Here is a 13,468-nt window from a genome sequence, read left to right as displayed (position 1 = left end):
GCCGGCTCAGACCTTGGACTCCAGCTCGGGCATGGCCATGCGCGCCTTGGTCAACACCATGCCCAGGTTGGCGGATCTGCGGCACACGAACACCGCCACATAGTTCGAGTAGCGCTTGCCGCGCATGAACACGTGGATCAGGTTGTCGCTGTTGACGATGATTTCCTGGAAGTAGTGGTGGTCACTGCTGGCCAGTCCGCGGGACTTGTTGAACATCTGTTCGATGGCCGTCACATTGCTGCCCGCGAACAGGTCGCCGGTGGCGGCGGCCACGAGGTCGATCACCTCGCTCGGATGGGAATCCACCGTCTTGATCGCCAGCAACATGCCGGACTGAATGTCGACGTAACCCGCCGCGACGCACTCGGGGATGCCGGCGGATGCGGTGGCCAGCTGCTGATCCAATGTGGACATGAAAGAAATCCCTTGTATACAAGTAAACAGAACACCGTAGGGTATCTACTTGATCGAGCGTCATCTGTGCACTATGTTGGGGAACACCCCCAAACCGATACAAGGTATAACTAAACGGACGAACGGTTCGACGGCTCTGGCAGCGCGGTACGGCTGCCAAACACCGCCCGCCCCACGCGCACCATGGTGGACCCGGCGGCCACCGCGGCCTCCAGATCGTCGCTCATGCCCATGGACAGGGTGTCGAGCCCGAAGCCCCGGGCGTTGAGCGCATCGAACAGCGTGCGGGCCTGCAGGAACACCACCCGCTGGGCTTCAAAGCTGGCCGCGGGCTCGGGAATACACATCAGCCCGCGCAGGCGCAGTTGGGGCAAGAGCGCCACCGCCTCGGCCAAGGCGGGCAGCTCGGCGGGTGCCACGCCCGACTTGGTCGGCCCACCATCCACATTCACCTGCAGGCACACCTGCAGCGGCGCCATGCCGGCGGGGCGCTGCTCGCTCAGACGCTGGGCGATCTTGATCCGGTCCACCGACTGCACCCAGTCGAAATGCGCCGCCACCAGACGCGTCTTGTTGCTCTGGATGGGGCCGATGCAGTGCCACTCGATCGCGGCGCCTGGCCGGGACGCGCGCAGGGCCAGGATCTTCTCCACCCCTTCCTGGATGTAGTTCTCACCAAAAGCGCGCTGGCCCGCCGCCAGCGCCTGCTGCACCGCGTCGGGACCAAAGGTCTTGGAAACCGCCAGCAGGGCAACGGTCCGCGCATCGCGCCCGGCCAGGGCACAGGCCCGCGCCAGGCGCTCGTTCACTTGTTGGAGATTGTCTGAAATCGTCGTCATAATCCATCGTCATACCACCACAGCACGGAACCCCGGGATGGATATCACCCAACTGCTCGCCTTCAGCGTCAAGAACAAAGCGTCCGACCTTCACCTCTCGGCCGGACTGCCACCCATGATACGGGTGCATGGTGACGTGCGGCGCATCAACGTCGAGCCGCTGGACCACAAGATGGTTCACAGCATGGTGTACGACATCATGAACGACAGCCAGCGCAAGCAGTACGAGGAATTCCTGGAATGCGACTTCTCGTTCGAGATCGAGGGCCTGTCGCGTTTTCGCGTCAACGCCTTCAACCACAACCGCGGCGCCGGTGCCGTGTTCCGGACCATCCCGAGCAAGATCCTCACGCTCGAACAACTCAACGCCCCCAAGATCTTTGGCGACCTGGCGCTCAAGCCCCGCGGTCTGGTGCTGGTGACCGGCCCCACCGGCTCGGGCAAGTCGACCACCCTGGCGGGCATGGTCAACCACCTCAACGAAACCGAGTACGGCCACATCCTTACGGTGGAAGACCCGGTCGAATTCGTGCACGAGTCCAAGAAATGCCTGGTCAACCAGCGCGAAGTGGGGCCCCACACCCTGAGCTTTGCCAACGCGCTGCGCTCGGCCCTGCGCGAAGACCCGGACGCGATCCTGGTGGGTGAAATGCGCGACCTGGAAACCATCCGCCTGGCCATGACGGCGGCCGAAACCGGCCACCTGGTGTTCGGCACCTTGCACACATCCAGCGCGGCCAAGACCATCGACCGCATCATCGACGTGTTCCCGGCCGAGGAAAAAGAAATGGTGCGCGCCATGTTGTCCGAGTCGCTGCAAGCCGTGATCTCGCAGACGCTGTGCAAGACCAAGGACGGTTCCGGCCGGGTGGCCGCGCACGAAATCATGCTGGGCACCAGCGCCATCCGCAACCTGATCCGCGAGGCCAAGGTTGCGCAGATGTATTCGGCCATCCAGACCGGCAACAGCGTGGGCATGCAGACGCTGGACCAGAACCTGTCCGACCTCGTCAAGCGCAACGTGATCAGCGCGGCCGAGGCGCGTAGCAAAGCCAAGATCCCCGAAAACTTTCCAGGGTAGATCGACATGCCCCACCCCCGTTGCTTGCCCACTGCGTGTGGCCGCATCCCCCTTCAAAGGGGCAACGTCTGCGGCCCGGCAAAGCCGGTTCCGCGGCACTCCGACGCTTAAGCCACCTCCGTCCACCGTTTTCACCTCAGTCCGTCCAAAGGTCCACTCATGGAACGCGATCAGGCATCCAAATTCATCAACGACCTGCTCAAGCTCATGCTCAGCCGCGGGGGCAGCGACCTGTTCATCACGGCCGACTTTCCGCCGGCGATCAAGGTGGATGGCAAGGTCGTCAAAGTCTCACCGCAACCGCTGAACGCCACCCACACGCTGGCGCTGGCGCGCGCCATCATGAACGACAAGCAGGCGGCCGAGTTCGAGCGCACCAAGGAATGCAACTTCGCCATCGCGCCGCCGGCCATCGGGCGCTTCCGGGTCAGCGCGTTCATCCAGCAGGGCAAGATCGGCATGGTGTTGCGGACCATTCCGGCCGTGCTGCCCACCATTGACAAGCTCGGCCTGCCCCAGGTGCTCAAAGACGTGGCGCTGTCCAAGCGCGGCCTGTGCATCCTGGTGGGCTCCACCGGCTCGGGCAAGTCCACCTCGCTGGCGGCCATGGTGGACTGGCGCAACGAGAACACCCACGGTCACATCATCACTATTGAGGACCCGGTTGAATTCGTGCACCCGCACAAGAACTGCGTGATCACGCAGCGCGAGGTGGGCCTGGACACCGACAGCTGGGAAGCGGCGCTGAAGAACACGCTGCGCCAAGCGCCCGACGTGATCCTGATGGGCGAAATCCGCGACCGCGAGACCATGGAACACGCGATCCAGTTTTCCGAAACCGGTCACCTGTGTCTGGCCACCCTGCACGCCAACAGCGCCAACCAGGCGCTGGACCGCATCATCAACTTCTTCCCCGAAGAGCGCCGGCCACAGCTGCTGATGGACCTCTCGCTCAACCTGCGCGCCCTGATTTCGCAGCGCCTGGTACCCCGGCAAGACAACAAGGGGCGCCATGCCGCGGTCGAGATCATGCTCAACTCGCCGCTCATCTCCGACCTGATCTTCAAGGGCGATGTCGCCGAGATCAAGGAGATCATGAAGAAGAGCACCCAGATGGGCATGCAGACCTTCGACCAGGCGCTGTTCAACGCGTTCGAGGCCAACCTCATCACGTTCGAAGACGCGCTGCGCAATGCCGATTCGCTCAACGACCTGCGCCTGCAGATCAAGCTCAACAGCCAGCGCGGCAAATCGGTGGACCTGGCCGCGGGCACCGAGCACATGACCATAGTTTGACCCACCCCCGCGCCGCGCCCAAGGGCGCGTCACCCCCTCAAGGGGGCAACGCGTTGCGGCCCGGCGAAGCCGGTTCCGCCGCGTTCTTGGTGTAAGTGCCCTCGCTCCGGATGCACCGGTTCGGTGGCACCTATCGATTCACTTCACCTCTCTTGCAGGATTCCACTCATGAGCAGCATTGCCTCTAAAACCTACGAAACCGTTCCCGCTTGCCGCGTGGCGTTTCTCGGCCTGGGCGTCATGGGTTTCCCCATGGCTGGGCATCTGGCCAAGGCCGGGCATTCGGTGACGGTCTACAACCGCTCCCCGGCCAAGGCGCAGGCCTGGGTGGCTGAATTTGGAGGTGCAGCCCAGGCCACGCCACGCGAGGCAGCCGCGGGTGCCGACATCGTGTTTTCCTGCGTGGGCAACGACGATGATCTGCGCTCCATCACCCTGGGTGCCGATGGCGCCTTCGCCGGCATGGCGCCGGGCGCGGTGTTGGTGGACCACACGACCGCCTCGGCCGATGTGGCGCGCGAGCTGTACGCCGCCGCGAAGAACCTGGGGCTCGCGTTTGTGGATGCGCCCGTCTCCGGGGGGCAGGCGGGCGCGCAGAACGGCATGCTGACCGTGATGTGCGGGGGGGATGCGGCCGCTTTCGAGAAAGTGCAGCCTGCGGCCATGGCCTTTTCCCGCGCCTTCACGCTCCTGGGCGCCAGCGGTGCCGGGCAACTCACCAAGATGGTCAACCAGATCTGCATCGCCGGACTGGTGCAGGCCCTGGCCGAGGCCATCGCCTTCGGCCAGAAGGCCGGCCTGAACATGCCCCAGGTGCTCGACGTGATCGGCAAGGGCGCCGCCCAGAGCTGGCAACTCGACAACCGCGGCAAGACCATGGTGGCCGACCAGTTCGATTTCGGATTCGCCGTGGACTGGATGCGCAAGGACCTGGGGCTGGTGCTGGACGAGGCCAAGCGCAACGGCTCGCGGCTGCCGGTGACCGCGCTGGTGGACCAGTTCTACGCCGACGTGCAGGCCATGGGCGGCCACCGACTGGACACATCGAGCCTGATCAAGCGCTTGAGGTAGGCCCACCCCCACGTCGCCTGCGGCGCCACCCCCTCAAGGGGGCGATGCCAGTGGCCCGGCAAAGCCGGTTCCACGGCATCCTGGGATCAAGACGCGCGCCGGAGGCACCGTGCTGGCGACGCGACCTTGGTTATTTCGCTGGAGCAGACTGCGGCTGCAGGCGCGACAGCTCTTCGTCGCTGATGATCTCCAGCACCCGCACCACGCGCTGCACGCTGGAGGTGTTGCGCACGATCTCGGTGGCACGGTCGGCTTCGCGCTGGGTCACGCGGCCCATCAGGAACACCGTTCCGCGGTTGGTCACCACCTTGAACGAGTTGGCGGACAGGTCCTTGGCGTCCAGCATAGCGGCCTTCACCCGGCCGGTCAGCAGGGAGTCGGCCGTGCGCTCGCGCAGCGTCGGGCTGTTGGCCACATCGAGTTCGTTGACCACGCCGGCCACATTGGCCACCTGGGCGACGACCTGGCCCGCCAGTTCCTTGTCGCGCGCGCTCACCACTTCACCGGTCAGCAGCACACGGCGGTTGTAGCTGGTCACGTCCAGCCGGGCCCGTGTGCCCATCTGGTCGCGCAGCCGGTTGGCGGCGCGCAGTTCAATGGTCTGATCGTCCAGTTGGGCACCCGAGGTGCGGCGGTCGGTGGCCACCAGGGCACTGCCCACGGCGGCGCCGCCCATCATCAGGGGGGCGCAGGCCGACACAGTGACGCCCAGCAGCACGGAGGTCAGGGCGATGGCCGCGAGGCGGCTGCGGCGGGGTTGTTGTTGCGTCTGATTCATGAGGGACTCTCCTGTTCGTTGTTCAACTCGTCGGGTAGGCCCAGCAACTGGGCATCCACACCGTCACAAATGCAGTGCAGCACGATGTGATGCACCTCCAGAATCCGGGCCGGCAGCTCGTGCGGCACGCACACGTGCACGTCGGTGTCGCGCAGCAACTGGGCCAGGCGGCCGCCGCGCGCGCCGGTGAGCGCCACCACCGTCATGTCGCGTTCGTGCGCCGCTTCTACCGCCGCCAGCATGTTGGCCGAGCTGCCGCTGGTGGACAGCGCCAGCAGCACATCGCCGGCGTGGCCCAGCGCGCGCACCTGGCGGGCAAAGATGGACCGGGCATCAAAATCGGTGGCGATGCCGGTGAGCACCGCGGCGTCGGACGAGAGCGAGAACGCGGCCAGCTCCGGGCGTTCGCGCTCGTAGCGGCCCACGAAGCTGGCGGCGAAGTGCTGCGCGGCCGCGGCCGAAGCCCCGTTGCCGCAGGTCAGCACCTTGCCGCCACCAGTCACGCTGGCGAGCACGGCCGTGGTCGCGGCCTCGACCACCGGGGCGAGCGACTGGGCGCACTGGTACTTCAGGTCGGCGCTGTCGATGAATTGTTGCTGGATACGTTGCAAAAGCATGGGGCGATCATAGCGGCGGGGCGGGTATCAAAAGGTAGTGGACGCATCAAAAGCGGCGCGCAACCATTCGAGCCGAACCGGTGGTGCGGCCGGGTCTGGGCGTTCGCCGGCCGGGGCCGGCCGGCCGTGCACCAGCACCACGTCGAAACGGCATGGGGGCTCAGAGCCCCAGCGCAGCAAAAAGTGCCGCGCCGCGAACACGATGCGGCGCTGTTTGGTGGCGGTGATGCTCGCCGCCGCACCGCCCTGGCGGGTGCTGGCGCGCTGGCGCACCTCGACGAACACCAGCGTGCCATCGGCCTCGCGCATAATCAAATCGAGTTCGCCCCCGCCACGGCCAGGGGTTTTGAAATTGCGCTGCACCAGGCGCAAACCCTGGCGCTGCAAATGCGCCAGCGCGGCGTCCTCGGCCACGTCGCCACGCTGCTTGGTGGTGGTCGGCGCCGCCTCAGGGCGGTCTGGCCGGGTGGGTGAACCCTGTTTCCGGAAATTCCACATTGTCTGCACACACTCCCTCCCTGTTGGCCGCCGCCCGTGAAGCGGCCGCTCACCAGCATTATCCGCAGGGCGCGCTCTACATGGTGGCCACGCCGATCGGCAATCTGGCCGACATCGGCCTGCGCGCGCTGCAGGTCCTTTCGCTGGCCGACACCGTGGCCTGCGAGGACACGCGCCACACCGCCGGGCTGCTGCAGGGCTATGGCCTGCACAAACCGCTGCTGGCGCTGCACGAACACAACGAGGCCGAGGCGGCGCAGACGGTCGTGCAGCGGCTTCGCGAGGGCCAGCGGGTGGCCTATGTGAGCGACGCCGGCACCCCCGGCGTGAGCGATCCGGGTGCGCGGCTGGTGGCCGCGGTGCACGACGCCGGGCTGCGCAGCGTGCCCATCCCCGGCGCCAGCAGCATCACCGCGCTGCTCAGCGTGGCCGGCCACAGCGGCTGGAACGGCCACTTCGTGTTCGCCGGCTTTCTCTCACCCAAGGCGGCCGAACGGCAGCGCGAGGTGCAGGGCATGGGCGCCGACGAGCGCGCCTGCGTGCTGCTCGAAGCGCCGCACCGCATCGAGGCGCTGGCCAAGGACCTGGCCGCGCTGGGCGAGCGGCGGCTGACCGTGGGCCGCGAGCTGACCAAGCAGTTCGAAGAGGTGGCGCAGATGCCGGCGAGCGGCTTTCCCGCCTGGCTGCAAGCCGGCGCGCACCGCACACGGGGCGAGTTCGTGCTGATGCTGCACCCGCTGGCCGCCACCGGTGGCGAAGAAGGCGCGGTGGACGGGGCGGCGCTGCGCGTGCTGGACCTGCTGCTGGCCGAGCTGCCGCTGAAAACCGCGGTGCGCCTGTGCGCGGACATCACCGGCCAGCCGCGCAACGCGCTGTACAACGCGGCGCTGGCGCGCCGCAAACCGGCCGCCGACGACGACGGCGAAGACTGAGAGGCGGAAAGCCCGGGGCTCCGAAGCGCCGCTCAGCGCGTCAGAGCGGAACCCGGGACATGCTGTCCGGGCCTTTGCGGGCGCCGCTGGCGCCCGGCGGTGCGAGTGGCGCGTCCGGCACCTCGGTGGCCTGCACATCCACCACGTCACCACCCATGGCCCGTTCGCCGCGCCCCGGCCACACGCCCTGGGCGTAGCGCTGCGAGTTCTGGCGCATGCGGCTGAACATCACCACCGGCGCGGGCTTGCGCCCGGTCAGCAGCGACCACAGCGACACCCCGAGCACGACCACGATGGCGGCCAGCAGGAAGCTGAGCACGAACACGCCCGCGGCCAACACCAGCGCCAGTTTGAGGACGCCGCGCAGCACGCGGCTCAGAAAGTCAGCAAATCCATTCATGTATCAGTGAGCCCATCGGGCCTGGAGAGTTCCGGGATCAGGCGCCCGCCGCCGTGTCAATCTGCCATGCATCGGTCAATGCCACCGCAGGTGGGGGCATTTTCACCGCTTGCAAGCCGGGCGGCTGACACACACGCCAGGCGTCCCGGCTGCTATGCTGGCGCGCATCTGCGCCCGCGGCGCCCCCCGGCCCGCCCCCAATCCCCATGAAACGCCTGTCCCAATACTTTTTTCGCGGCCTCATCACGGTCCTGCCCCTGGCCATCACGGTGTATGTGCTGGTGCTGTTCGTGACCTGGACCGAACGCACCGCCATGTGGTTGATCCGGCCCGTCATCGGCGACTTCTACCTGCCCGGCCTGGGCATCGCGCTGGGGGGACTGCTGATCCTGGCGCTGGGCATGCTGGTGTCCAAACCCATCACCTCGCGGCTGCTGTCCTGGATCGAACTGCCGTTCACCAACCTGCCGGTGGTCAAGAGCATCTACACCTCGCTCAAGAGCTTCGCCGACTATTTCGCGCCGCACGCGCAGGACGCGCAGCAGGTCGTGCTGCTGAAGTGGCCGGGCCAGGAAATGGGCATCGTCGGACTGGTCACGCGCCAGTCGATGGAAGGGCTGCCCGCCCCCCTGGGTGAGCTGGACCAGGTGGCCGTGTACCTGCCCATGGGCTACATGATCGGCGGCTACACCGTGTTCGTGCCGCGCAGCTGGACCACGCCCATCGACGTGTCGGTCGAAGAGGCCATGCGCATGGCGCTGGTCGCGTTCATGGCCGCAAGCCGCAGCGCCCCGCCGGGCGCCCCTCCCGCCACCTGACGCCCAACCGCACAGACACCATGAGCATCCGCCACCTCGACGCCCTCTTCAACCCAGCTTCGGTGGCCGTGTTCGGTGCCTCGATGCGCCCGGCCAGCGTGGGCGCCACCGTCTGGCGCAACCTGCTGATTGGCGGCTTTGCCGGCGCGCTCTACCCGGTCAATCCGAAGTACACCGAGATTGAGGGCGTCCAGACCTACGCCAGCGTGGCGGCGCTGCCACAGGCGCCCGATCTGGCCGTGATCTGCACGCCCGCGGCCACGGTGGTGCGGCTGATCAAGGAGCTGGGTGCGCGTGGCACGCGGGCGGCCATCGTCGTCACGGCCGGCCTGAGCGCGGCGCAGAAGCAGGCCATGCTGGAGGCCGCGCGCGTGCACACGCTGCGCATCCTCGGCCCCAACTGCATCGGCATGCTGGTGCCCCACCTGGGGCTCAACGCCAGCTTCGCGCACATCGGCGCGCGCCAGGGCGAACTGGCCTTCGTCTCGCAATCGGGCGCGCTGGTCACGGCCATGCTGGACTGGGCCGGCTCGCGCGGCATCGGTTTCTCGCACTTCGTCTCGCTGGGCGAACGCGCCGACGTGGACTTTGGCGACATGCTCGACTACCTCGGCAGCGACCCGAAGACCCGCTCCATCCTGCTCTACATCGAAAGCGTCGAAGACAGTCGCAAGTTCATGTCGGCCGCGCGCGCCGCGGCGCGCAACAAGCCGGTGATCGTGGTCAAGGCCGGGCGTTCGACCGCGGGCCAGGCCGCGGCGGCTTCGCACACCGGCGCGCTCGCGGGCTCCGACGCCGTGTTCGACGCGGCCATTGCCCGCGCCGGCATGTTGCGCGTGGACACGCTGCACGACCTGTTCCTCGCGGCCGAGACGCTGGCGCGTTTCCGCGACGGCCCCTCGGGCCGGCTCATCGTGCTCACCAACGGCGGCGGCGCCGGCGTGATGGCGGCCGACGCAGCGGCCACCGACAACATACCGCTGACCCCGCTGGACAATGGGTTGCTGGCGCGGCTGGACGCCGTGCTGCCCGCCCACTGGTCGCACGCCAACCCGGTGGACATCATCGGCGACGCACCGGTCCAGCGCTACGTGGACGCGCTCGAAGCACTCTCGCACGACAGCGAGAGCGCGGTGCTGTTCATCCACGCGCCCACCGCCATCGTGCCCAGCCTGGAGATCGCGCAGGCCCTGCTGCCACAGGTGGGCACCACGCCCCAGCGCGTGTTGGGCTGCTGGCTCGGCGACACGGCGGTGGCAGCGGCGCGCCAGACCTTTCGCGACGCCGGCGTGCCCGACTTCAACACGCCCGAAGAAGGGGTGCGCGCGTTTTCATTCCTGCGCACCTTCCGCCTGCACCAGGAAGAGCTGCTGCAGACCCCCGTGGCCCGCAGCGCCACCCGGGCGGTGGACCTGCCGCGCATCCGCGCCCTCGTGGACGGCGTGCTCGCCAGCGGGCGCGAGCTGCTGACCGAACCCGAGGCCAAGGACTTCCTCGCCGCCGCCGGCCTGCCGGTGGTGCCCACGCGCGTGGTCGATGCCGACGCGGCCGAAGCCCAGGCCGCGGCCGAGGCCATGGGTTACCCGGTGGCGCTCAAGATCCTGTCGCACGCCATCACGCACAAGTCCGACGTCGGCGGGGTGCGCCTGAACATCGGCAGCGCCGCCGAGCTGGCCGAGGCCTGTGCGGCGATGCTCGCGCGCGTGGGCGAGCTGCGACCCGACGCCGACGTGCAGGGCTTCACCGTGCAGCCCATGGTGCGGAAGAAGCACGCGCACGAACTCATCGTCGGCGCCAGCGTGGACCCGGTGTTCGGCCCGGTGATCCTGTTCGGCGCCGGCGGCGTGGCGGTGGAGGTGCTGGCCGACCGCGCGCTGGCCCTGCCACCGCTCAACACCCCGCTGGCGCTGGCGCAGATCCACCGCACACGCATCGCGAAACTGCTGAACGGCTACCGCGACGAACCCGCCGCCGACCTCGACGGCATCGCCCAGGTGCTGGTGGCCGTGTCGCAACTGCTGGCCGAGGTGCCCGAACTGGCCGAGCTCGACATCAACCCGCTGCTGGCCAACCACGAGGGCGCGGTGGCGCTGGACGCGCGCGTGCGCCTCTCGGCCCGGCGCCCGGCCGGCGCGGCGCACTTCGCCATCCTGCCCTACCCGGCCGAGCTGATCGAGACCTGGACCTGGCGCGAACAGCCCGTGGTGCTGCGCCCCATCCGGCCGGAGGACGAGGCCCAGCACCGCGCCTTTCTGGAGCGGCTGGACCCCGAGGACATCCGCCTGCGCGTGTTCTACAGCCGCCGCAGCATCGAACACAGTGAGCTCGCGCGGCTCACCCAGATCGACTACGCGCGCGAGATGGCCTTCATCGCCACCCGCGCCACGCCCGAGGGCGGTGAGGAAACCCTGGGCACGGTGCGCGCCACGGTGGACCCGGACGACCACACCGCCGAGTTTGGCGTCATCGTGCGCTCCGATCTCAAGGGCTCGGGCCTGGGCCACCGGCTCATGAACAAGATGATCCAGTACCTGCGCGCGCGCGGCACGCAGCGCCTGGTGGGCACGGTGCTGCGCATCAACCGCGGCATGCTGGAACTTGCGCACACGCTGGGCTTCCAAGAGTCGGACAGTCCCAGCGATCCAGGCGACCACGACACGCGGTTCGTCTCGCTGGATCTGCAGCCCACCGTCAGCCCCGACGACCGTTCGGGCTGAGCCTGCCCAGGCCCTGGCGCACACGGCTTTCACCGGCGCCCTGAACGGCAGGCATGTCCCCATCCAAGGAGCCCGCGATGCTGTTGAACCACCCACCCTCCCGCCGCGCGCTGCTGCTGCGCGGTGCCTGCATGATCGCCACCACCGCCGCGCCGGCCTGGCTCAGCCCCGCCCGGGCCCAGACCGCGCTACGCCCCACGCCCAGCCAGACCGAAGGCCCCTACTACCCCGTGGCGCTGCCGGCCGACACCGACTTCGATCTGCTGCGCAATGGCGGCGCGCGCTACAACGAGGGCCAGGCGGCCTGGGTCGAAGGCAGCGTGACCGACACCCGAGGCGTGCCGGTGGCGGGCGCGGTGGTCGAGATCTGGCAGTGCGACCAGGCCGGCCACTACCACCACCCCGGCGACGGCGGCCGGGCCGACCCGGCCTTCCAGGGCTTTGGCCGGGTCAGCGTCGGCCGCGACGGACGTTACCGCTTCCGCACCCTGCGGCCCGCGCCCTACAGCGGACGCACGCCGCACATCCACGTCAAGGTGAAGCTGGACCGTGCGGAACTGCTCACCACCCAGCTTTACGTGGCGGGCGATCCCGGCAACGAGCGCGACTTCCTGTGGCGTCGCCTGGGCGAACAAGGCCAGGCCGCGCTGACCCGCCCTTTCGCTGCGGGCGCTGACGGCCTGCGCGCCGAATTTCCCATCGTTTTAGGGTGACCCCCTGCGCCGCCTGCGGCGTCACCCCCCAAGGGGCAACGCGAGTGGCCCGGCAAAGCCGGTTCCACCGCGTTCTGGGTTCGGACATGGCACGCCGGAAAGTTGTTGGGTGGCGAGGCTCCTGCTACTCGTTCATGCCCCCTCAACGCAGGCGGCTTCCCGCCTGCCGCTAAGCTCCCCGCATGGATTCACTGACCCAGATTGCGCTCGGTTCGGCCGTGAGCGTGGCCGTGATGGGCCGCCACACCGCCGTGTGGAAGGCCGCGCTCTGGGGCGCCGTGGCCGGCACCCTGCCCGACCTCGACGCCTTCGTCGACCACGGCGACGCGATGCTCAACATGACGCGCCACCGCGCCGAAAGCCACGCGCTGTTCTTCCTGACGCTGGCCGCGCCGCCGCTGGCCTGGGCTGCGGCGCGCCTGGACCGCCGGGCCGCCCCAAGCATGAACCGCACCCCCTCGGGGGACAGCGACCCGCGCAGCGGCGGAACCTGGGGGCGTTGGACACTGGCGCTCTGGCTGGCGCTCATCACCCACCCCCTGCTCGACGCCATGACGGTCTATGGCACGCAGCTGCTGCAGCCCTTCACCGACCACCCCTACGGCGTGGGCAGCGTCTTCATCATCGACCCGGCCTACACCGTGCCGCTGATCGTGGGCGTGATCGCGGCGCTGCGGCAGAAGAATGCACGCGGCCTGCGCTGGAACGCCGCAGGCCTGGTGCTCAGCACGCTCTACCTGGTCTGGGGCGTGGTCGCGCAGCAGCACGTGGAGCGCATCGCGCGCGACTCGCTGCGGCAGAACGGCATCGCGTCACAAGGCCTGCTCGTCACGCCCGCGCCCTTCAACACGGTGTTGTGGCGGCTGGTGGCCGTCACCCCCACGCAGTATTTCGAAGGCCACTACTCACTGCTCGACGCCCGGCCCACCCTGCGCTGGACCACGCACGAGCGAGGGGCCGCGCTGATCGCCGCGCACGGCAGCGAGCCGGCGGTGGCGCGCATGGCGGCGTTCACCCACGGTTTCTACAGCCTCTCGGAAACCGACGGCCGCCTGTTCGTGACCGACCTGCGCATGGGCCAGGAGCCGGCCTACACCTTCCGCTTCAACCTGGGCAGCGCCGCGGCACGGGCCAATGGCGGCCATCCACCCACGCTCGAAGGCCTGCGCCCCGACCTGGGCACCGCCCTGCCCTGGCTGTGGCAGCGGCTGCTGGGCCACGACACCCCACCGCCCTGGCGGGTGACGCAGGGCGACCGCGCCGGCTAACGCTCAGGGCGGCGCCGCGTAGCGAC

General features: G+C 68.5%; 14 protein-coding genes. 8 read left to right on the top strand and 6 right to left on the bottom strand.

Annotated elements, in window-relative coordinates; translation table 11 throughout:
* Positions 1 to 6 precede the first annotated feature (6 nt).
* Together HTA01S_RS20780 and HTA01S_RS20775 are read right to left on the bottom strand one after the other, a co-directional pair.
* Positions 7 to 414, bottom strand: coding sequence for a hypothetical protein (locus HTA01S_RS20780; RefSeq protein WP_068174806.1), 408 nt, complete (start codon positions 412 to 414; stop codon positions 7 to 9).
* Positions 415 to 524: 110 nt separating this feature from the next.
* Complete coding sequence (locus HTA01S_RS20775; protein WP_068174804.1) at positions 525 to 1,253, bottom strand: YggS family pyridoxal phosphate-dependent enzyme; 729 nt, start codon at positions 1,251 to 1,253, stop codon at positions 525 to 527.
* A 37-nt stretch (positions 1,254 to 1,290) separates the two neighbouring features.
* Between HTA01S_RS20775 and HTA01S_RS20770 the strand changes: the two genes are divergently transcribed.
* The 3 genes from HTA01S_RS20770 (at position 1,291) to HTA01S_RS20760 (ending at position 4,701) form a co-directional block, all read left to right on the top strand.
* Positions 1,291 to 2,334, top strand: coding sequence for a type IV pilus twitching motility protein PilT (locus tag HTA01S_RS20770; protein WP_068174803.1), 1,044 nt, complete (start codon positions 1,291 to 1,293; stop codon positions 2,332 to 2,334).
* Between the two features lie 159 nt (positions 2,335 to 2,493).
* Positions 2,494 to 3,630 (top strand): PilT/PilU family type 4a pilus ATPase, encoded by a 1,137-nt coding sequence (locus HTA01S_RS20765; protein ID WP_068174801.1) that lies wholly within the window; start codon positions 2,494 to 2,496, stop codon positions 3,628 to 3,630.
* 168 nt (positions 3,631 to 3,798) lie between these two features.
* A complete protein-coding gene (locus HTA01S_RS20760; protein WP_068174800.1) occupies positions 3,799 to 4,701 on the top strand; it encodes an NAD(P)-dependent oxidoreductase in 903 nt (300 codons plus the stop codon).
* Between the two features lie 130 nt (positions 4,702 to 4,831).
* Here the strand turns inward: HTA01S_RS20760 and HTA01S_RS20755 are convergent, their stop codons facing one another.
* From HTA01S_RS20755 to HTA01S_RS20745, 3 genes are read right to left on the bottom strand one after another with little or no spacing between them, the layout of a single operon-like run.
* Positions 4,832 to 5,479, bottom strand: coding sequence for a BON domain-containing protein (locus HTA01S_RS20755; protein ID WP_068174798.1), 648 nt, complete (start codon positions 5,477 to 5,479; stop codon positions 4,832 to 4,834).
* Positions 5,476 to 6,096 (bottom strand): SIS domain-containing protein, encoded by a 621-nt coding sequence (locus HTA01S_RS20750; RefSeq protein ID WP_068174796.1) that lies wholly within the window; start codon positions 6,094 to 6,096, stop codon positions 5,476 to 5,478. Before HTA01S_RS20750 ends, HTA01S_RS20755 begins: the two co-directional genes overlap by 4 nt.
* A 27-nt stretch (positions 6,097 to 6,123) precedes the next feature.
* Positions 6,124 to 6,594 (bottom strand): YraN family protein, encoded by a 471-nt coding sequence (locus HTA01S_RS20745; protein ID WP_068174794.1) that lies wholly within the window; start codon positions 6,592 to 6,594, stop codon positions 6,124 to 6,126.
* On the opposite strand from HTA01S_RS20745, the gene rsmI reads away from it, so the two are divergent.
* On the top strand, positions 6,594 to 7,526 hold the full coding sequence (gene rsmI / locus HTA01S_RS20740; RefSeq protein WP_068174793.1) for a 16S rRNA (cytidine(1402)-2'-O)-methyltransferase: 933 nt from the start codon (positions 6,594 to 6,596) through the stop codon (positions 7,524 to 7,526). The genes HTA01S_RS20745 and rsmI overlap by 1 nt on opposite strands.
* A 40-nt stretch (positions 7,527 to 7,566) precedes the next feature.
* Here rsmI and HTA01S_RS20735 read toward each other — a convergent pair whose 3' ends face one another.
* Positions 7,567 to 7,926, bottom strand: a complete 360-nt coding sequence (locus HTA01S_RS20735; RefSeq protein WP_157572205.1) for a DUF485 domain-containing protein — start codon at positions 7,924 to 7,926, stop codon at positions 7,567 to 7,569.
* A gap of 206 nt (positions 7,927 to 8,132) precedes the next feature.
* Between HTA01S_RS20735 and HTA01S_RS20730 the strand changes: the two genes are divergently transcribed.
* From HTA01S_RS20730 to HTA01S_RS20715, 4 genes are all read left to right on the top strand, one after another.
* Positions 8,133 to 8,744: a DUF502 domain-containing protein gene (locus tag HTA01S_RS20730; RefSeq protein ID WP_068174790.1), complete on the top strand. Its 612-nt coding sequence runs from the start codon at positions 8,133 to 8,135 to the stop codon at positions 8,742 to 8,744.
* 20 nt (positions 8,745 to 8,764) lie between these two features.
* The gene (locus tag HTA01S_RS20725; protein WP_068174788.1) at positions 8,765 to 11,461 is read left to right on the top strand and encodes a bifunctional acetate--CoA ligase family protein/GNAT family N-acetyltransferase; all 2,697 of its coding nucleotides are present in this window, start codon (positions 8,765 to 8,767) and stop codon (positions 11,459 to 11,461) included.
* A 53-nt stretch (positions 11,462 to 11,514) separates the two neighbouring features.
* Entirely contained in the window at positions 11,515 to 12,174 is a 660-nt protein-coding gene (locus HTA01S_RS20720; RefSeq protein WP_456318563.1) for a dioxygenase family protein, read from the top strand.
* 182 nt (positions 12,175 to 12,356) lie between these two features.
* On the top strand, positions 12,357 to 13,442 hold the full coding sequence (locus tag HTA01S_RS20715) for a metal-dependent hydrolase (RefSeq protein ID WP_068174786.1): 1,086 nt from the start codon (positions 12,357 to 12,359) through the stop codon (positions 13,440 to 13,442).
* The last annotated feature ends 26 nt before the right edge of the window (positions 13,443 to 13,468 follow it).

The sequence above is a fragment of the Hydrogenophaga taeniospiralis CCUG 15921 genome (genome assembly GCF_001592305.1).
Lineage (GTDB): Bacteria > Pseudomonadota > Gammaproteobacteria > Burkholderiales > Burkholderiaceae_C > Hydrogenophaga > Hydrogenophaga taeniospiralis.
The sequence above is the reverse complement of the archived record's forward strand: the minus strand, read 5'-3'. Positions and strand labels throughout refer to the sequence as shown.

Bases quoted from the DNA above. Each gene is read 5' to 3' on its own strand.
- HTA01S_RS20780 (WP_068174806.1), bottom strand. From the start codon at position 414: ATGTCCACATTGGATCAGCAGCTGGCCACCGCATCCGCCGGCATCCCC.
- HTA01S_RS20775 (WP_068174804.1), bottom strand. From the start codon at position 1,253: ATGACGACGATTTCAGACAATCTCCAACAAGTGAACGAGCGCCTGGCG.
- HTA01S_RS20770 (WP_068174803.1), top strand. From the start codon at position 1,291: ATGGATATCACCCAACTGCTCGCCTTCAGCGTCAAGAACAAAGCGTCC.
- HTA01S_RS20765 (WP_068174801.1), top strand. From the start codon at position 2,494: ATGGAACGCGATCAGGCATCCAAATTCATCAACGACCTGCTCAAGCTC.
- HTA01S_RS20760 (WP_068174800.1), top strand. From the start codon at position 3,799: ATGAGCAGCATTGCCTCTAAAACCTACGAAACCGTTCCCGCTTGCCGC.
- HTA01S_RS20755 (WP_068174798.1), bottom strand. From the start codon at position 5,479: ATGAATCAGACGCAACAACAACCCCGCCGCAGCCGCCTCGCGGCCATC.
- HTA01S_RS20750 (WP_068174796.1), bottom strand. From the start codon at position 6,096: ATGCTTTTGCAACGTATCCAGCAACAATTCATCGACAGCGCCGACCTG.
- HTA01S_RS20745 (WP_068174794.1), bottom strand. From the start codon at position 6,594: ATGTGGAATTTCCGGAAACAGGGTTCACCCACCCGGCCAGACCGCCCT.
- HTA01S_RS20735 (WP_157572205.1), bottom strand. From the start codon at position 7,926: ATGAATGGATTTGCTGACTTTCTGAGCCGCGTGCTGCGCGGCGTCCTC.
- HTA01S_RS20730 (WP_068174790.1), top strand. From the start codon at position 8,133: ATGAAACGCCTGTCCCAATACTTTTTTCGCGGCCTCATCACGGTCCTG.
- HTA01S_RS20725 (WP_068174788.1), top strand. From the start codon at position 8,765: ATGAGCATCCGCCACCTCGACGCCCTCTTCAACCCAGCTTCGGTGGCC.
- HTA01S_RS20720 (WP_456318563.1), top strand. From the start codon at position 11,515: ATGTCCCCATCCAAGGAGCCCGCGATGCTGTTGAACCACCCACCCTCC.
- HTA01S_RS20715 (WP_068174786.1), top strand. From the start codon at position 12,357: ATGGATTCACTGACCCAGATTGCGCTCGGTTCGGCCGTGAGCGTGGCC.